Annotated in this window: 12 protein-coding genes and 2 pseudogenes; all 14 read left to right on the top strand. The window is 69.2% G+C overall.

Going from position 1 to position 16,408, the window contains the following annotated elements:
- Window positions 1-730, top strand: a pseudogene (locus tag Q8814_RS17965) (DAK2 domain-containing protein); the annotation flags it as partial.
- 41 nt (window positions 731-771) lie between these two features.
- Complete coding sequence (recG, locus tag Q8814_RS17960; protein WP_330153365.1) at window positions 772-3,072, top strand: ATP-dependent DNA helicase RecG; 2,301 nt, start codon at window positions 772-774, stop codon at window positions 3,070-3,072.
- A 184-nt stretch (window positions 3,073-3,256) separates the two neighbouring features.
- Window positions 3,257-6,658 carry a pyruvate carboxylase gene (locus Q8814_RS17955; protein ID WP_330153364.1) on the top strand — a complete coding sequence of 1,134 codons (3,402 nt, stop codon included), beginning with the start codon at window positions 3,257-3,259 and terminating at the stop codon, window positions 6,656-6,658.
- Window positions 6,655-7,221, top strand: a complete 567-nt coding sequence (rsmD, locus tag Q8814_RS17950) for a 16S rRNA (guanine(966)-N(2))-methyltransferase RsmD (protein ID WP_330153363.1) — start codon at window positions 6,655-6,657, stop codon at window positions 7,219-7,221. Before Q8814_RS17955 ends, rsmD begins: the two co-directional genes overlap by 4 nt.
- Window positions 7,218-7,712, top strand: a complete 495-nt coding sequence (gene coaD, locus Q8814_RS17945) for a pantetheine-phosphate adenylyltransferase (RefSeq protein ID WP_330153362.1) — start codon at window positions 7,218-7,220, stop codon at window positions 7,710-7,712. The genes rsmD and coaD overlap by 4 nt, the downstream gene beginning before the upstream one ends.
- Before the next feature lie 132 nt (window positions 7,713-7,844).
- Window positions 7,845-8,603 carry a DivIVA domain-containing protein gene (locus tag Q8814_RS17940; RefSeq protein WP_330153361.1) on the top strand — a complete coding sequence of 253 codons (759 nt, stop codon included), beginning with the start codon at window positions 7,845-7,847 and terminating at the stop codon, window positions 8,601-8,603.
- Window positions 8,604-8,703: 100 nt separating this feature from the next.
- Window positions 8,704-9,318 (top strand): YceD family protein, encoded by a 615-nt coding sequence (locus Q8814_RS17935; RefSeq protein WP_330153360.1) that lies wholly within the window; start codon window positions 8,704-8,706, stop codon window positions 9,316-9,318.
- A 2-nt stretch (window positions 9,319-9,320) separates the two neighbouring features.
- Window positions 9,321-9,503: a 50S ribosomal protein L32 gene (gene rpmF, locus Q8814_RS17930; protein ID WP_006551208.1), complete on the top strand. Its 183-nt coding sequence runs from the start codon at window positions 9,321-9,323 to the stop codon at window positions 9,501-9,503.
- Between the two features lie 15 nt (window positions 9,504-9,518).
- Window positions 9,519-10,355: a ribonuclease III gene (gene rnc / locus Q8814_RS17925; RefSeq protein ID WP_330153359.1), complete on the top strand. Its 837-nt coding sequence runs from the start codon at window positions 9,519-9,521 to the stop codon at window positions 10,353-10,355.
- A gap of 7 nt (window positions 10,356-10,362) precedes the next feature.
- Entirely contained in the window at window positions 10,363-11,229 is an 867-nt protein-coding gene (gene mutM / locus Q8814_RS17920) for a bifunctional DNA-formamidopyrimidine glycosylase/DNA-(apurinic or apyrimidinic site) lyase (RefSeq protein WP_330153358.1), read from the top strand.
- 35 nt (window positions 11,230-11,264) lie between these two features.
- A complete protein-coding gene (locus tag Q8814_RS17915) occupies window positions 11,265-11,702 on the top strand; it encodes an OsmC family protein (protein WP_330153357.1) in 438 nt (145 codons plus the stop codon).
- A gap of 3 nt (window positions 11,703-11,705) precedes the next feature.
- Window positions 11,706-11,999 carry an acylphosphatase gene (locus Q8814_RS17910; protein WP_330153356.1) on the top strand — a complete coding sequence of 98 codons (294 nt, stop codon included), beginning with the start codon at window positions 11,706-11,708 and terminating at the stop codon, window positions 11,997-11,999.
- A 22-nt stretch (window positions 12,000-12,021) separates the two neighbouring features.
- Entirely contained in the window at window positions 12,022-15,648 is a 3,627-nt protein-coding gene (gene smc, locus Q8814_RS17905) for a chromosome segregation protein SMC (RefSeq protein ID WP_330153355.1), read from the top strand.
- 4 nt (window positions 15,649-15,652) lie between these two features.
- A pseudogene (locus Q8814_RS17900) lies at window positions 15,653-16,408 on the top strand (signal recognition particle-docking protein FtsY); the annotation flags it as partial.

Raw genomic sequence — 16,408 nt, 5'->3', positions numbered from 1 at the left:
ACACGGTGGCTGTACCCCCCTCGCGTCCGGTCCGGGCGGGGTGGCAGCGACCTCGCCGACGCGGAAGCGCGACGGCGGTCGCGCCGTGCTCGCCGTGGTTGCGGGCGACGGGACGGCCGCGCTGTTCGAGACCGAGGGAGCCACAGTTCTCCGGGCCGAGACCTCGCTCGCCCCCCGCCGGATCCTCGAGGCGATTCGGGCGCTGCCGAGCCGCGACGTGCTCGTACTTCCCAACGGGTCGCTGTCGGCGCAGGACGTCGTCGCCGTCGGCGCCCGAGCCCGCGGCGACCACCGGGAGGTGACGTTCCTGCCGAGCTCGTCGCTGGTGCAGGGACTCGCGTCTCTCGCGGTGCACGATCCCGCGCGCGCCACCGTCGACGACGCTTTCGCGATGTCGGAGGCCGCGGCCGCCACGCGCTGGGGATCGCTGCGCATCGCCCGTGAACGTGCCCTGACCTGGGTGGGCACGTGCGAACCCGGCGACAGTCTCGGCCTGTCGGGTCATGATGTCGTGGTCATCGAGCATGATCTCGTGGCAGCGGGAGTGTCGCTGCTCGACAAGATCCTCGCCGCGGGCGGTGAGCTCGTGACGATGCTCGTCGGCGCCGACGCTCCCGACGGTCTCGCCGAGCAGCTGACCCGTCACCTCGACGACCACCACCGCGAGCTGGAGGTGGTGGTGTATCACGGTGGTCAGCGCAGCGACCTGCTGCAGCTGGGCGTCGAGTAGCCGGTGGTCCGCGTGGCCGCCGCGGAACGGAAGGGACAGCAGTGGCGACACTCGCGGACCGACTAGATCATCTCCTCGGCCGCAAAACCGCCGATGCGCTGGCCGACGCGTTCGGGATGACCACCGTCGAAGATCTGCTGCGCCACTATCCGCACCGATACGCCACCCAGGGCGCCGAACTCGGCGACAGCAAACCCCTCGAAGGCCAGCACATCACGATCATCGCGCACGTCGAGAAGGCCGACGAGGTGCGGATGAAGAGCAGACCGGGAACCCGGCTGGCCGTGGTGCTCGTCTCGGACCGCCACAAGATCGACGTCACCTTCTTCAACCCGCACAAGGTCAAATACAACATCAAGCCCGGGGTGCGCGGCATGTTCTCCGGCACCGTCAAATACTTCCGCGACAAGTGGAGCCTCGCGCACCCGAGCTATGTGATCCTCCCCGAGCCGCGCGACGCCGAAATCGGTGGTGCGGCACCTGCCCGGGGCCGGGTTCGCGGCGCCGGTGCGCTGGCAGGTCTGGCCCGCAGCGCGCAGAGCGGCGACGGCATCGACATGTCCATCTTCGACCGCGCTCTGATCCCGATGTATCCCGCCACCCGCGACGTCGAATCGTGGACCGTGATGCGTTGCGTGCGGCAGGTGCTCGATCAGCTCGACACGGTCGACGAGCCCCTGCCGGAGGAGGTGCGCCGGGAACACGGTCTGATCGGGCTCGACGAGGCGCTGCGCAGCGTGCACCTGCCCGACACCAAGGAAGAGGTCGCGCGGGCCCGCGACCGCTTGCGGTTCGACGAGGCGGCGGCGCTGCAACTCGTCATGGCCCGGCGGCGCCACGATGTGCAGGTACGCACCGCGCCGCGGTGCCCGCGCCGGGGCGGTGGGCTGGCCGACGAGTTCGATCGCCGATTGCCGTTCGAACTGACCGCCGGGCAGAAGTCCGTCGCCGAGGAGATCTCCGCCGACCTCGCGCGCGAACACCCCATGAACCGCTTGCTGCAGGGCGAAGTCGGCTCGGGCAAGACGATCGTCGCGCTGCGCGCCATGTTGCAGGTGATCGACGCCGGTCACCAATGCGTGCTGCTCGCCCCCACCGAGGTACTCGCCGCGCAGCACGCCCGGTCGCTGACGACGATGCTCGGCGACCTCGCGGCCGCCGGCGAACTCGGCGCCCACGAGCTCGCCACCCGCGTCACGCTCGTCACCGGATCGATGACCGCGGCCCGAAAACGCCAGGCTCTGCTCGACGCGGTCTCCGGCGATGCCGGCATCGTCATCGGCACCCACGCGCTGATCCAGGAGGGTGTGGACTTCTTCGATCTCGGGCTCGTCGTAATCGACGAGCAGCACCGCTTCGGGGTGCAACAACGCGATGCGCTGCGGGGGCGCGGACGCGACGGCGCCGCGCCGCACGTACTGGTGATGACCGCGACGCCCATCCCGCGCACCATTGCGATGACCGTGCTCGGCGATCTCGAGGTGTCCACGCTGCGCGAACTCCCTCGCGGACGCTCGCCGATCGTCAGTCGAGTGGTTCCGGCGAAGGTGCATCCGGCCTGGGTCGATCGCGCCTGGGAACGCATCGGGGAGGAGGTCGCCGAAGGCCGCCAGGCGTATGTGGTGTGCTCCCGCATCGGCGACGGCGACGCCGACGAGGATGCAGTGCCCGGCGTCTTCGAGCTCGAACCCGAACCCGCAGGGGGCGGCAAGGGCAAGCAGAAACCACCCGAGACGAAATCGGTGCTGCAGCAGTACGAGGAGTTGGCTGCCGGCCCCCTGCGGGACCTGCGAGTCGGTCTGCTCCACGGTCGCCTGCCGGCCGACGAGAAGGACGCCACGATGCGCGACTTCGGCGCCGGGAACATCGACGTGCTGGTATGCACCACGGTGGTCGAGGTCGGTGTCGACGTCCCCAACGCGACGGTCATGGTGATCGTGGACGCGGACCGGTTCGGAGTCAGCCAGCTCCACCAGTTGCGCGGCCGGGTCGGACGAGGCGGCCACCAGGGGCTGTGTCTGCTGGTCACCGAAACCAAACCGGGCACTCCGACGATGGCGCGGCTCGAGTCGGTCGCCGGCACCACCGACGGTTTCGCGCTCGCCCAGCTCGACCTGCAACTGCGCCGTGAGGGTGATGTCCTCGGGGTCGCGCAGTCGGGCACTGTGTCGACACTGCGGCTGCTCTCGCTCGTCGACGACGTGGAGGTCATCTCGGCGGCGCAGCGGTTCGCCAGGTCGGTCACCGAGGACGATCCGGACCTGACCCGGCATCCGGGTCTGGCCCGGATGGTCACCGCCGCGCTGGATGCGGAGAAGGTGGAATATCTCGAGAAGTCCTGACGTAACGGTTCGCGCACCACGCCGGAGTCCGCGAGGTGAGGTTACGGTGATGCTGTTGCGGGTGTTTCGGGAGAGTTAACCTTCGGGGCGACTGCATCGTTACAGTTCGTCGCCCACCCGTTCGTGTCCCACATTCTGGGACCGCGCGCCCGAATCGATTGTTTCGTCGCGGTACCGTCATCGAATGTTCTCCAAAGTGCTTGTCGCCAACCGTGGCGAGATCGCGATCCGCGCCTTCCGCGCCGCCTACGAACTGGGTGCCGGGACGGTTGCGGTGTTTCCGTACGAAGATCGCAATTCGCTCCACCGGCTCAAAGCCGACGAGGCGTACCAGATCGGGGACGAGGGACACCCCGTCCGGGCCTACCTGTCTGTCGAGCAGATCGTCGAGGCCGCGCTCTCGGCGGGCGCCGACGCGATCTACCCCGGCTACGGGTTCCTGTCCGAGAACCCCGACCTGTCGGCGGCGGGTGCGGAAGCAGGCATCACGTTCGTCGGGCCGTCTGCCGAGATCCTCGAACTGACGGGAAACAAGGCACGTGCGATCGCGGCGGCGAAGTCGGCCGGTCTCCCGGTGCTCGCCTCCTCGGAGCCGTCGCCGGACATCGAGGTGCTGGTGGCGGCCGCGGAGGATATGACCTTCCCGGTGTTCGTCAAGGCGGTGGCCGGTGGCGGCGGTCGCGGCATGCGCCGGGTCGCGGAGCGCTCGCAGCTGCGCGAAGCCATCGAGGCGGCCTCTCGCGAAGCGGACGCCGCGTTCGGGGATCCCACCGTCTTCCTCGAGCAGGCCGTGATCAACCCCCGTCATATCGAGGTGCAGATCCTCGCCGACAAGCACGGCAACGTCATCCACCTGTTCGAGCGCGACTGCTCGGTGCAGCGTCGGCACCAGAAGGTGATCGAGCTGGCCCCGGCACCCAACCTCGCGCCCGCGCTGCGGGACCGGATCTGCTCCGACGCGGTCGCCTTCGCCAAGGAGATCGGCTACCAGTGCGCCGGTACGGTCGAGTTCCTCGTCGACGAACGCGGCAACCACGTGTTCATCGAAATGAACCCGAGAATCCAGGTCGAGCACACGGTGACCGAAGAGATCGCCGACGTCGACCTCGTGCAGTCGCAGCTGCGTCTCGCGGCGGGGGAGACGCTCGACGACCTCGGACTGAGCCAGGATTCGATCACGATCCGCGGCGCTGCTCTGCAGTGCCGGATCACCACCGAGGACCCGGCCAACGGATTTCGGCCCGACACGGGGCGGATCACCGGTTACCGCACCCCGGGCGGTGCGGGCATCCGCCTCGACGGCGGTACATCGGTGGGCGCCGAGATCTCCGCGCACTTCGATTCGATGCTCGTCAAGCTGACCTGCCGCGGACGCACCCTGGACACCGCCGTGGCCCGGGCACGCCGCGCCGTGGCGGAGTTCCGCATCCGCGGTGTCGCCACGAACATCCCGTTCCTCCAGGCCGTCCTCGACGACCCGGACTTCCGCGCGGGCAAGGTCACCACGTCGTTCATCGAGGAACGGCCGCATCTGCTGACGCTGCGTTCGTCGGCGGATCGTGGCACCAAGATCCTCACCTACCTCGCCGACGTGACGGTCAACAAGCCGCACGGCGAGCGTCCGACCACCCTGTACCCGCACGACAAGCTGCCCACCGTCGACCTGAGCGCCGCCCCGCCGGCCGGATCGCGGCAGCGTCTGCTCGAGCTCGGGCCCGAAGGGTTCGCCCGCGCCCTGCGGGAACAGAAGGCTGTCGGCGTCACCGACACCACCTTCCGCGACGCGCACCAGTCGCTGCTCGCCACCCGGGTGCGGAGCAAGGATCTGCTCACCGTCGCGGGCCACGTCGCCCGCATGACCCCGCAGTTGCTGTCCATCGAGGCGTGGGGCGGAGCGACATACGATGTGGCCCTGCGCTTCCTGCACGAGGATCCGTGGGAGCGGCTCGCCGCGCTGCGTGAGGCCGTTCCGAACATCAACCTGCAGATGCTGCTCCGCGGCCGCAACACCGTCGGCTACACGCCGTACCCGGAGGCCGTGACGCGGGCGTTCGTGCGGGAGGCGGCCGACACCGGAATCGACATCTTCCGGATCTTCGACGCACTCAACAACGTCGATCAGATGCGCCCGGCGATCGACGCGGTCCGCGAGACCGGCACCACCGTCGCCGAGGTCGCGTTGTCGTACACCGGGGACCTGTCGAACCCGAACGAGACCATCTACACCCTCGACTACTACCTCCGGCTGGCCGAGCAGATCGTGGCGGCGGGCGCGCACGTGCTCGCCATCAAGGACATGGCGGGGCTGCTGCGGGCACCCGCCGCGGCCACCCTGGTCTCGGCGCTGCGCACGAACTTCGACCTGCCGGTGCACGTGCACACCCACGACACGCCGGGTGGTCAGCTCGCGACCTACCTGGCTGCCTGGCACGCCGGCGCCGATGCCGTGGACGGCGCGTCGGCGGCACTCGCGGGCACCACGAGCCAGCCCGCGCTGTCGGCGATCGTCGCGGCCGCCGCGCACAGCGAGTTCGACACCGGCCTGGATCTGCAGGCCGTTTGCGACCTCGAGCCCTACTGGGAAGCCCTGCGCAAGGTCTACAAGCCGTTCGAGTCGGGCCTGCCCGCCCCGACCGGCCGCGTCTACACCCACGAGATTCCCGGCGGTCAGCTGTCCAATCTTCGGCAGCAGGCCATCGCGCTCGGCCTCGGAGACCGGTTCGAAGACATCGAGGCCGCCTACGCCGGCGCGGACCGGCTCCTCGGTCGCCTCATCAAGGTCACGCCGTCGTCGAAGGTGGTCGGCGACCTGGCCCTGCACCTCGTCGGAGCGGGTGTCTCCGTCGACGACTTCGCTGCCGAGCCCGGCAAGTTCGACATCCCGGACTCGGTGATCGGCTTCCTCCGCGGAGATCTCGGTACCCCCGCGGGCGGGTGGCCCGAGCCGTTCCGCAGCAAGGCACTGAGCGGACGAGGCGAACCCAAGCCGGAGATCCCGCTCACGGCCGAGGACGAGAAGGGCCTCGGCGGGTCGTCGCTCGACCGGCGCCGCACCCTGAACCGGCTCCTCTTCCCCGGTCCGGCCCGCGAGTTCGAGGAACATCGCGAGCAGTACGGCGACACCACCGAGCTGTCGGCGAACCAGTTCTTCTACGGACTGCGCCACGGCGACGAGCATCGAGTGCGCCTGGACAAGGGCGTCGAACTGCTCATCGGGCTCGAAGCGATCTCGGACGCCGACGAACGCGGAAACCGCACCGTCATGTGCATCCTCAACGGCCAGCTGCGCCCGGTGTCGGTGCGCGATCGATCCATCGCGAGTGAGATCCCGGCCGCCGAGAAGGCCGACCGTGCCCACCCCGGGCATGTGGCGGCACCGTTCGCCGGCACCGTGACCCTCGTGGTCGGCGAGGGCGACATCGTCTCGGCCGGCGACACCGTCGCCACCATCGAGGCGATGAAGATGGAAGCGGCCATCACCGCTCCCCGGGGCGGGCACATCACCCGCCTCGCGATCGGCCCGGTGCAGCAGGTAGAGGGCGGTGACCTGCTCGTCGTGGTGTCCACCGAAGAAAGCGCGGAGTGACCAGAATCGTTGCGGGACGGGCCGGGGGGCGGCGCCTGAAGGTGCCGCCCCGCGGAACCCGGCCGACATCCGAACGAGTTCGCGAAGCCCTGTTCAGCTCCCTCGAGGCGCGGATGGACTTCGACGGGGCCGCCGTGCTGGACCTGTACGCCGGCTCCGGAGCCCTCGGGCTCGAGGCATTGTCGCGGGGTGCCGCACACGTGACCCTCGTCGAATCCGATGCCAAGGCTGCCGGTGTGATCCGGGAGAACATCGCCGCGGTCGGGCTCGGTGGTGCGGTGCTGCGGGCCGCCCCGGTGGCCGCGGTGCTCGCGGCGGCCGCCGACCGGGTCTACGACCTGGTAATCGCCGATCCGCCGTACGACCTGGCCGACACCGCGGTCACCGGAGTGCTCGCCGCACTCGTCGACGGCCGCTGGGTGGGGGAGGACTCGATGGTGGTGGTCGAACGCTCCACCCGCTCGCCGGAAACGAAGTGGCCGGACGCCTTCGACCCCGGCCGGACCCGCAAATACGGGGAGACGCGGGTGGAGATCGCCACCTGCTACGGTGCTGGGTCATGAGCCGCGCGGTTTGTCCAGGATCCTTCGACCCGGTCACCAACGGGCACCTCGACGTCATCAGCAGGGTCTCGGCCCAGTTCGACGAGGTGGTCGTCACGGTCACGATCAACCCCAACAAGCAGGGCATGTTCACGGTTCCGGAACGTATCGAGATGCTCAGCGAGGCCACCGCGCATCTTCCGAACGTCTCGATCGATTCCTGGCAGGGTCTGCTCGTCGACTACGCGAAGGCCAACGGTATCTCCGCGATCGTCAAGGGCCTGCGCGGAGCGAACGATTTCGACTACGAGCTGCAGATGGCGCAGATGAACCACAAGCTCACCGGCGTCGACACGTTGTTCGTGGCCACCAACCCGACGTACAGCTACCTGTCGAGTTCGCTCGTCAAGGAGGTCGCCATCTACGGCGGCGACGTCGCCGACATGCTCCCGGCGACGGTCCACAAGCGACTGCTCACCCGTATCGCCGAGCGGGCGGCCGACCGGAAGTAGAGGGCCTGTCCGCCTCCTCGGACTCGATTTCGACACACCGGCGCGTGGCGCACGGCGCCGCGGCGCTTGCTGCGGCAGACTGGCCCGGACACGGTCGCAGCGGCCGGGTCGAGCGAGTGATTGGGGTTGGGCGTGTACCGGGTATTCGAGGCACTCGACGAATTAGTCGCTATCGCCGAAGAGGCGCGTAGCGTCCCGATGACGGCGAGTTGTGTCGTGCCGCGCGGCGACGTGCTCGAACTTCTCGACGACGTCCGCGACGCGCTTCCCGCCGAACTGGACGATGCGCAGGACGTCCTCGACCATCGCGACAGGCTGATCGGCGATGCGCGCGCGCAGGCCGACAAGACCGTCGGCGACGCCGACGAGGAAGCCAGAACGCTGCTCGAGGACTCCCGCGCCGACGCCGACCGGATGCTCGCCGACGCGAAGGCGCAGGCGGACCGGATGGTCAGCGAGGCCCGCGCCCACGCCGATGAGCTGGTCGGCGATGCGCGCGCCGAAGCCGCCGATCTGATTGCCGACGGCAAGGATCAGTACGAGGCGGTGACCGCACGTGCCCGGGCCGAGGCCGAGCGCATGATCGAAGCCGGCAAAGCGTCGTACGACCGTTCCGTGGCCGACGGCGAAGCCGAGCAGGCACGGCTCGTGTCGCAAACCGAGGTCGTGCAGGCGGCGCACGCCGAATCGGCCCGCGTCATCGATGCCGCGCACGCCGAATCGGACCGGCTGCGCACCGACTGCGACGAGTACGTCGACGGCAAGCTCGCCGAGTTCGAGGAGTTCCTCAGCACGACGATGCGTTCGGTCGGGAGGGGTCGTCAGCAGCTGCGGACCTCGGGGACTCCGGATTACGCGGAAGCCGATCATCGGTCCGGTCGGCGCCGCTGAAATTCGACCGTCCCGCGATTTCGTCGTCCGACGTCGATCGCGTACCATAGAGCGGTTGCCCAACAACTTCGTAGTGCCGTCGATCCGAAAGTGAGTTGCAGTGTCTACCCGCCGTTCCAGCACCCCGCGACCCGACCGGGCAGCAGGTCTGGTGCTCGACACGCTCACGCTCGGACGGCGTCCGGGCTCGATGCGTACCGTGCAACGGGTTGTTCCCGCCCCGTCGCGTATGGGACTCGACCTGATCGCCATCGAGCAAGGAACGGACATCGATCTCGATCTGCGGATGGAGGCGGTGTCCGAAGGCGTTCTCGTCACCGGTACAGTTCGTTCCGACACCGTCGGAGAATGCTCGCGTTGCCTCGAGCCCTTCACCGGCGAGGTGGAGCTGTATCTCACCGAACTGTTCGCCTACCCGAACAGCGTGACAGATCAGACCGCCGACGAAGACGAGATCTACCGTATCGAGGACGATCTGATCGATCTCGAACCGGTTATCGTCGACGCCGTGGGCCTCGAACTTCCGTTGCGGCCGTTGTGCAGCGACGACTGCGAGGGGTTGTGTCCCGAATGCGGCATTCGCCTGGCGATTGCAGAATCCGGGCACGGGCATGAGATAATGGATCCTCGCTGGGCTGGGTTGGCAGCCGCATTCGGCGCAGGCTCCGAAGAACCCAGCAGTGCATCCGACAGCAAGAACAACGAGGAGAAGTAGACGTGGCCGTCCCCAAGCGCAGAATGTCGCGTTCCAACACCCGGTCGCGGCGCAGCCAGTGGAACACCACTGCGCCGACCCTCGTCACCTGCCCGAACCGTGGCTGTGGCGAAAAGAAGCTGCCCCACGTGGCGTGCCCGTCCTGCGGCACGTACAACGGTCGTCAGGTGACTGCTCCCGTTTAAGTCATCGGTACTCACGTGACGAGCAAAGCAACGAATACTGCACCCGTGGGCGGCGAAGAGGATCACGCATCTCTCCTCGCCGCCCTCGGCGTGACTTTGGACGCGGAACTGCTGACGCTGGCGTTGACGCATCGTTCCTACGCCTACGAGAACGGCGGCCTGCCGACCAACGAGCGGCTCGAGTTTCTCGGTGACGCCGTTCTCGGCCTCACCGTCACCGAGAAGCTGTACCTGACGCACCCCGACAAATCCGAGGGCGAACTCGCCAAGATCCGCGCTAGCGTGGTCAACATGCACGCCCTCGCAGAGGTCGCTCGCGGACTCGGCGAAGGCGGACTCGGAGCGCATCTGCTTCTCGGCAAGGGCGAGGAACTCACCGGTGGCCGCGACAAGGCCAGCATCCTCGCCGACGGGATGGAATCGCTTCTCGGCGCGGTGCATCTGCAGTACGGCATCGACGTCGCCCGCGAGGTGGTTCTCAGACTGTTCGCCGCACTGCTCGAACGCGGCCCCCGGCTCGGCGCCGGACTCGACTGGAAGACGAGCCTGCAGGAACTCACCGCCGAACGCGGCGCGGGTGTCCCGGCCTACGAAATCTCGGCGACCGGCCCCGACCACGACAAAGAGTTCACGGCGACGGCGATCATCGCCGGTAGGTCCCTCGGTACCGGGGTGGGACGGACGAAGAAGGAAGCCGAGCAGAAGGCCGCCGCGGCCGCCTGGCAGGCACTGACCGACATCGCGGCCGGTGAGGCTCCGGAGCCCGACACCACCGGCACCGCGCCGGCGACCGATGCCGTGTCCGCCGCGGACACGGCCGCGGACACGGGCACAGTCGCCGAATCCGACTGACCGCCGCGTGCCCGAACTTCCCGAGGTCGAGGTGGTCCGTCGTGGCCTGCACGCGCATGTGCTGGGCGCCACGATCGAGTCGGTCCAGGTCCTGCATCCGCGCGCGGTGCGACGCCACGAACCCGGGCCGCGCGACCTCGCGCTGCAGATCACCGGGCAGACGGTGGCCGCCGTGCAGCGGCGCGGCAAATACCTGTGGCTCGTGCTCCGGCCCGCCGACCTCGCCCTCGTCGTCCATCTCGGGATGAGCGGGCAGATGCTGGTGCAACCTCCCACCGTCCCCGACGAGAAGCATCTGCGCATCCGTGCAGTACTCGACAACGGCGCCGACCTCCGGTTCGTCGACCAGCGCACCTTCGGCGGATGGACTCTCGCACCACTGGTCGAGGTCGACGGCGACCGGCTGCCGCTGACCGTCGCGCACATCGCACGCGACCCCATGGACTCCCGGTTCGACGCAGCCGCAGTGGTGAAAGTGTTGCGCCGCAAGCACACCGAGATCAAACGGGCGCTGCTGGACCAGACCGTGGTCTCGGGCATCGGCAACATCTATGCCGACGAAGCCTTGTGGCGCGCGCGGATTCACGGAAATCGGGTGACCGACGCGTTGTCCGCACCCAAGCTGCGCGCCGCGCTGGACGCCGCCCGGGAGGTGATGGGCGAAGCGCTCGCCCAGGGCGGTACGTCGTTCGATGCGCTTTACGTGAATGTCAACGGCGAATCCGGATACTTCGAGCGGTCCCTGAACGTGTACGGGCAGGAGAACATGCCGTGCGATCGTTGCAGTGCGCCGATCCGGCGGGAGAAGTTCATGAACCGCTCGTCGTACAGCTGCCCCAAATGTCAGCCACGTCCCCGCACCGCTCCTGGGTGACGGTGCTGTCGGCGCCGCATGGCAGGATTCCACGCATGGCTGACCAGAATCCCGCGACACCACCCACCGCGTTGTGGGTCGAGCGCACCGGCACGCGCCGGTACACCGGCCGCAGCTCCCGCGGCGCCGAGGTCCTCATCGGCTCGGAGGGCGTCGACGGGGTGTTCACCCCGGGAGAACTGCTCAAGATCGCCCTGGCCGCATGTTCGGGCATGAGTTCGGACTTCCCCCTCTCCCGCCGGCTCGGCGACGACTACGACGCCACGATCAACGTCTCGGGTGCCGCCGATCGCGAGAACGAGGTCTACCCACTTCTCGAGGAAGAACTCGTCGTGGACCTGTCCGAGCTCGACACCGAGGCACAGCAGCGGCTCGTCGCGCTCGTCGAGCGTTCCGTCGACAAGGTCTGCACCGTCGGTCGTACCCTGAAGGCCGGTACGAAGGTATCGCTGACGATCACGCCCGACGCATAACCGATGACACACGATCACGCGCCCGATACGCAACGCCTGACCGCCTGGGTCCACGGCAGGGTCCAGGGCGTCGGATTCCGGTGGTTCACGCGCGCTCGCGCCCTCGAGCTCGGGCTCGTCGGCCATGCCACCAACCACCCCGACGGGCGGGTGCTCGTCATCGCGGAAGGTCCTCGTCCGGCTCTCGAACAACTGCTCGAGTGGCTGCGTTCCGGCGACACCCCCGGCGACGTGCGCCTCGTCGTCGAAACCTGGGATCCGCCGCGCGGCGCCCTGACCGGATTCGTCGAGCGCTGACGCGTCGGTAAGGTTTCCCCCCATGTATTTGAAGAGTCTGACGTTGAAGGGATTCAAGTCCTTCGCGTCGTCGACGACTCTGCGCTTCGAGCCGGGCATCACGTGCGTCGTCGGGCCCAACGGCTCGGGCAAGTCCAACGTCGTCGACGCATTGACCTGGGTGATGGGCGAGCAGGGCGCCAAGGCGCTGCGCGGCGGCAAGATGCAGGACGTCATCTTCGCCGGCACAGCCGGCCGGCAGCCGCTCGGCCGCGCCGAAGTGACCCTGACCATCGACAACTCCGATGGCGCTCTCCCGATCGAATACTCCGAGGTGTCGATCACCCGCCGGATGTTCCGCGACGGCGCCGGCGAATACGAGATCAACGGCAGCTCGTGCCGTTTGATGGACGTCCAGGAACTGCTCTCGGACTCCGGGATCGGCCGCGAGATGCACGTCATCGTCGGCCAGGGACGGCTCGCGGCCATCCTCGAATCGCGTCCCGAAGACCGCCGCGCCTTCATCGAGGAGGCCGCCGGCGTCCTCAAGCATCGCCGCCGTAAGGAGAAGGCGGTCCGCAAACTCGACGCGATGCAGGCCAACCTCGCACGGCTCACGGACCTCACCGCCGAGCTACGCCGACAACTGAAACCCCTCGGTCGGCAGGCCGAGATGGCGCGGCGGGCCCAGACCATCCAGGCCGATCTGCGCGATGCGCGGCTGCGCCTGGCCGCGGACGATCTCGTCACGCGCCGCGCCGAGTTCGAAGGCCAGGACCAGCAGGAACGCATCGTCCGCGAACGTCTCGATACCGTGCTCGCCGCCCTCGACGCCGCCACCGCCGAACTTGCACGGCACGAGCAGGCCCTCGCGCACCTCACCCCCGGCGCCGAGGCGGCCTCGCAGACGTGGTTCCGCCTGTCCGCGCTGGCGGAGCGGGTCTCCGCGACCGTCCGCATCGCGCAGGAGCGAGCCCGCCACCTCGACGCCGAACCCGACAACCGGGCCGGGCAGGACCCCGACGAGATGGAGGCCCGCGCCGACCGCATCGCCGCGGAGGAAGCCGAGCTGGTCGAGGCCGTCGAGATCGCCCACGGCATGCTCGAATCCGCGCGGGAGCAACTCGCCGCGCAGGAGGAATTCGCCGCGGCCGCCGAACGTGCCCACATGGCGGCCGTGCGCGCGGTCGCCGACCGGCGTGAAGGCTTCGCTCGACTTGCCGGCCGCGTCGACACCGTGCGCACTCGAGCAGAATCGTTCGACACCCAGATCGCGCGGCTCACCGTCGCGATCGAGGAAGCGCGCCTTCGCGGAGTGGAAGCGCAGGCCGAGTTCGAGACCGCTCAGGCCCGGATCGACGATCTCGATGCGGGGGAGGTCGATGCCGACGCCCAGCACGAGCGCGCACTCGAGGCGCGGCGCATCGCCGACGAGCGCGTCAAGGAACTGCAGGACGCCGAACGCGCCGCCGGCAAGGAAGTGGCGTCGCTCGGAGCCCGTATCGAGGCGCTGTCGATGGGCCTCGAACGCACCGACGGTGCCGCATGGCTGCTCGAACATCGCAGCGCCGGAGGCCTCCTCGGTCCGCTGGCCGAGCGGGTGCGTGTCGAATCCGGTTACGAAGCCGCGATCGCCGCGGCGCTCGGCTCGGCGGCCGATGCCGTCGCGGTGGAATCGACGCAGGCCGCCGCCGGCGCGGTGTCCGCGCTCCGGGAGGCCGATCAGGGCCGCGTCGCTTTCGTGGCGACCGGCGCCGACGGACCGGGCGACCACGGCGCGCTGCCCGACGGCGCGCGATGGGCGCACACCGTGGTCGACTCTCCGGCAGAACTGAGCGGCGGACTGGCGGCGCTGCTGGCCCGGACGGTGGTCGTCGACGACCTCGCCGCGGCCACCGAGGTGTGCACGCGACGACCCGAATTGCGCGCGGTGACCCGCAGTGGCGACCTCGCCGGTTCCGGGTGGGTCGTCGGCGGCTCCGACCGCGCCCCGAGCACACTCGAGATCCAGGCGGCGATCGAAACCTCGCGTGCCGGTCTCACGGACGCGATCCGGCGCTCCGAGGAGTTGAGCGCGGCACTGGCCGGCGCTCTTGCCGAGCAGAAGGAACGCGCCGAATACGTCGAACAGACCCTCGCCGCGCTCAACGAGTCCGACGCCGCGATGTCCGCGGTGTACGAGCAGCTCGGCCGGCTCGGGCAGGCAGCACGCAACGCCCATGCCGAATCCGGACGTCTCACCACCCAGCGCGCCGACGCCGAACGGGAACGCGACGCCGCCCGCGAGCAGCTCGTCGAACTCGAGGAACGGCTGCGCCTGGCGGAGGACGAGCAGTCCGGGACGGGCGACGATGCCGGCACCGAATCGAGCGCCGAGGAACGTGAGGTCGCCGCCGCCGCGCTCGCCGAGATACGGGCTGTCGAGGTGGAGGCCCGGCTCGCCGCCCGGACCGGGGAGGAACGCGCCGAAGCGCTGCGCGGTAAGGCCGATTCGCTGCGCCGCGCCGCGCAGGCGGAACGGGAGGCCCGTGCGCGTGCAGAACGCGCCCGGCAGGCGCGACGACAGGCCGCGGCGGTCGCCGCGGCGGTCGCCCAGGCGGGAACCCGGGTGGCCGAACACCTCGACGAGGTCGTCGCCGCGGCGATGGCGCACCGCGACGAACTCACGCGCCGCCGGACCGAATGCACCGGGCAACTCGAACGTGCCAAGGAACTGGTGCGCGAACTGACCACGCAGCGAGACCAGCTCACCGACGCGGTGCACCGCGACGAGGTGGCGCGCGCACAGGCCGCGCTGCGGATCGAGCAACTCGAACAGACCATTCTCGAGCAGTACGGCATCGCGCTCGACGACCTCGTCGCCGAATACGGCCCGGACGTTCCGCTGCCTCCCAGCGAGCTCGAGTTCGCCGAATACGAGCAGGCACGCGAGCGCGGCGAGCAGGTGGTCGCTCCGCAGCCGTTGCCGTACGACCGGCCTACCCAGGAGCGCCGCGCCAAGCGCGCCGAGAAGGACCTCTCGACGCTCGGTAAGGTCAACCCTCTCGCCCTCGAAGAGTTCGCGGCCCTCGAAGAGCGGTACAACTTCCTCGCTACTCAGCTCGAGGACGTCAAGAATGCCCGCAAGGATCTCCTTGCCGTCGTCGACGAGGTCGACGCCCGAATCCTGCAGGTCTTCACCGAGGCCTACGCGGACGTCGAGCGCGAGTTCGAGCAGGTGTTCTCGAAACTCTTCCCCGGTGGGGAAGGCCGGCTCGTTCTCACCGACCCGAGCGACATGCTCACCACCGGCATCGAGGTCGAGGCGCGGCCGCCCGGCAAGAAGGTGAAGCGGTTGTCGCTGCTGTCCGGTGGCGAGAAGTCGCTGACCGCGGTCGCGATGCTCGTGGCGATCTTCCGGGCCCGACCGTCGCCGTTCTATGTGATGGACGAGGTGGAAGCGGCGCTCGACGACACCAACCTGCGTCGGCTCATCGGGTTGTTCGAACAGCTGCGGGAGAAGTCCCAGCTCATCGTGATCACCCACCAGAAGCCGACGATGGAGGTCGCCGACGCGCTGTACGGCGTGAGCATGCGGGGTGACGGCATCACCCGTGTGATCTCGCAGCGAATGCGCGGACAGAACCTCCCGACACCGGTCCCCGAACCGGAAGAAGGACTCCCGGCCTGACAGTATGGGGGGCGTGAGTACCGGAGCCTGGATCATTCTCGCGGCCGCACTGGCGGTCGTTCTCGTTGCGCTGGTCGTCGGTCTGACCTTGTACCGCCGGCGGCAGGTGTCGCTGACGGCGAAGCAGACCCCGCAGCTCGATACCGCCGAAACCAAGGACCGTTCCGGCGGTTACAAGGCGCAGACCGGCTTCAATTTCAGTCAGGGGTCGACGGCGACCGCGCCGCCGGAGCCCGTGGAGCGGCCTGCCCCCAAGCCGGCCCCGGCCCCGGCCCCGGCGCCTCGTACCGTGCCGCTGCCGACGGAGGTCACGGAGGCTCCACCGGCCGCACCGGCCGCACCGGCCGCACCGGCCCCGCCGAAGCCGAAACCGGTGGAACCGGAGCCTGTCGAGCCGGAAGCCGCCCCCGAACCGGCCGTGGCGGAGCCCGAGCCCGTCGAACCAGAGGTGGCGCCCGCCCCGGAGCCGCAGGTCGAACCGAAGCCCGAAACGCGCCCGGTCACCGACACGGTCGAAGCCCCGGAGGCCCCGGCCGCTCCCGCGGCACCCGAGGCACCGGCCGCTCCCGAGGCACCCGAAACCGCGGTTCCCCCGGTGCCGCCGATCGAAGAGATCGAGCCGACCTCGGGACGTCTCGTGCGGCTCCGCGGCCGACTCGCCCGATCGCAATCCGCTGTCGGCAAGAGCCTGCTCGGACTGCTCGGCGGCGGCGACCTCGACGAGGACTCGTGGGAGGAGATCGAGGACACGCTGCTGATC

It is taken from the genome of Rhodococcus chondri (assembly GCF_036327435.1).
In the GTDB taxonomy this organism is placed as follows: Bacteria; Actinomycetota; Actinomycetes; order Mycobacteriales; family Mycobacteriaceae; genus Rhodococcus; species Rhodococcus chondri.
This window is presented reverse-complemented; position numbering and strand designations above follow the sequence as displayed.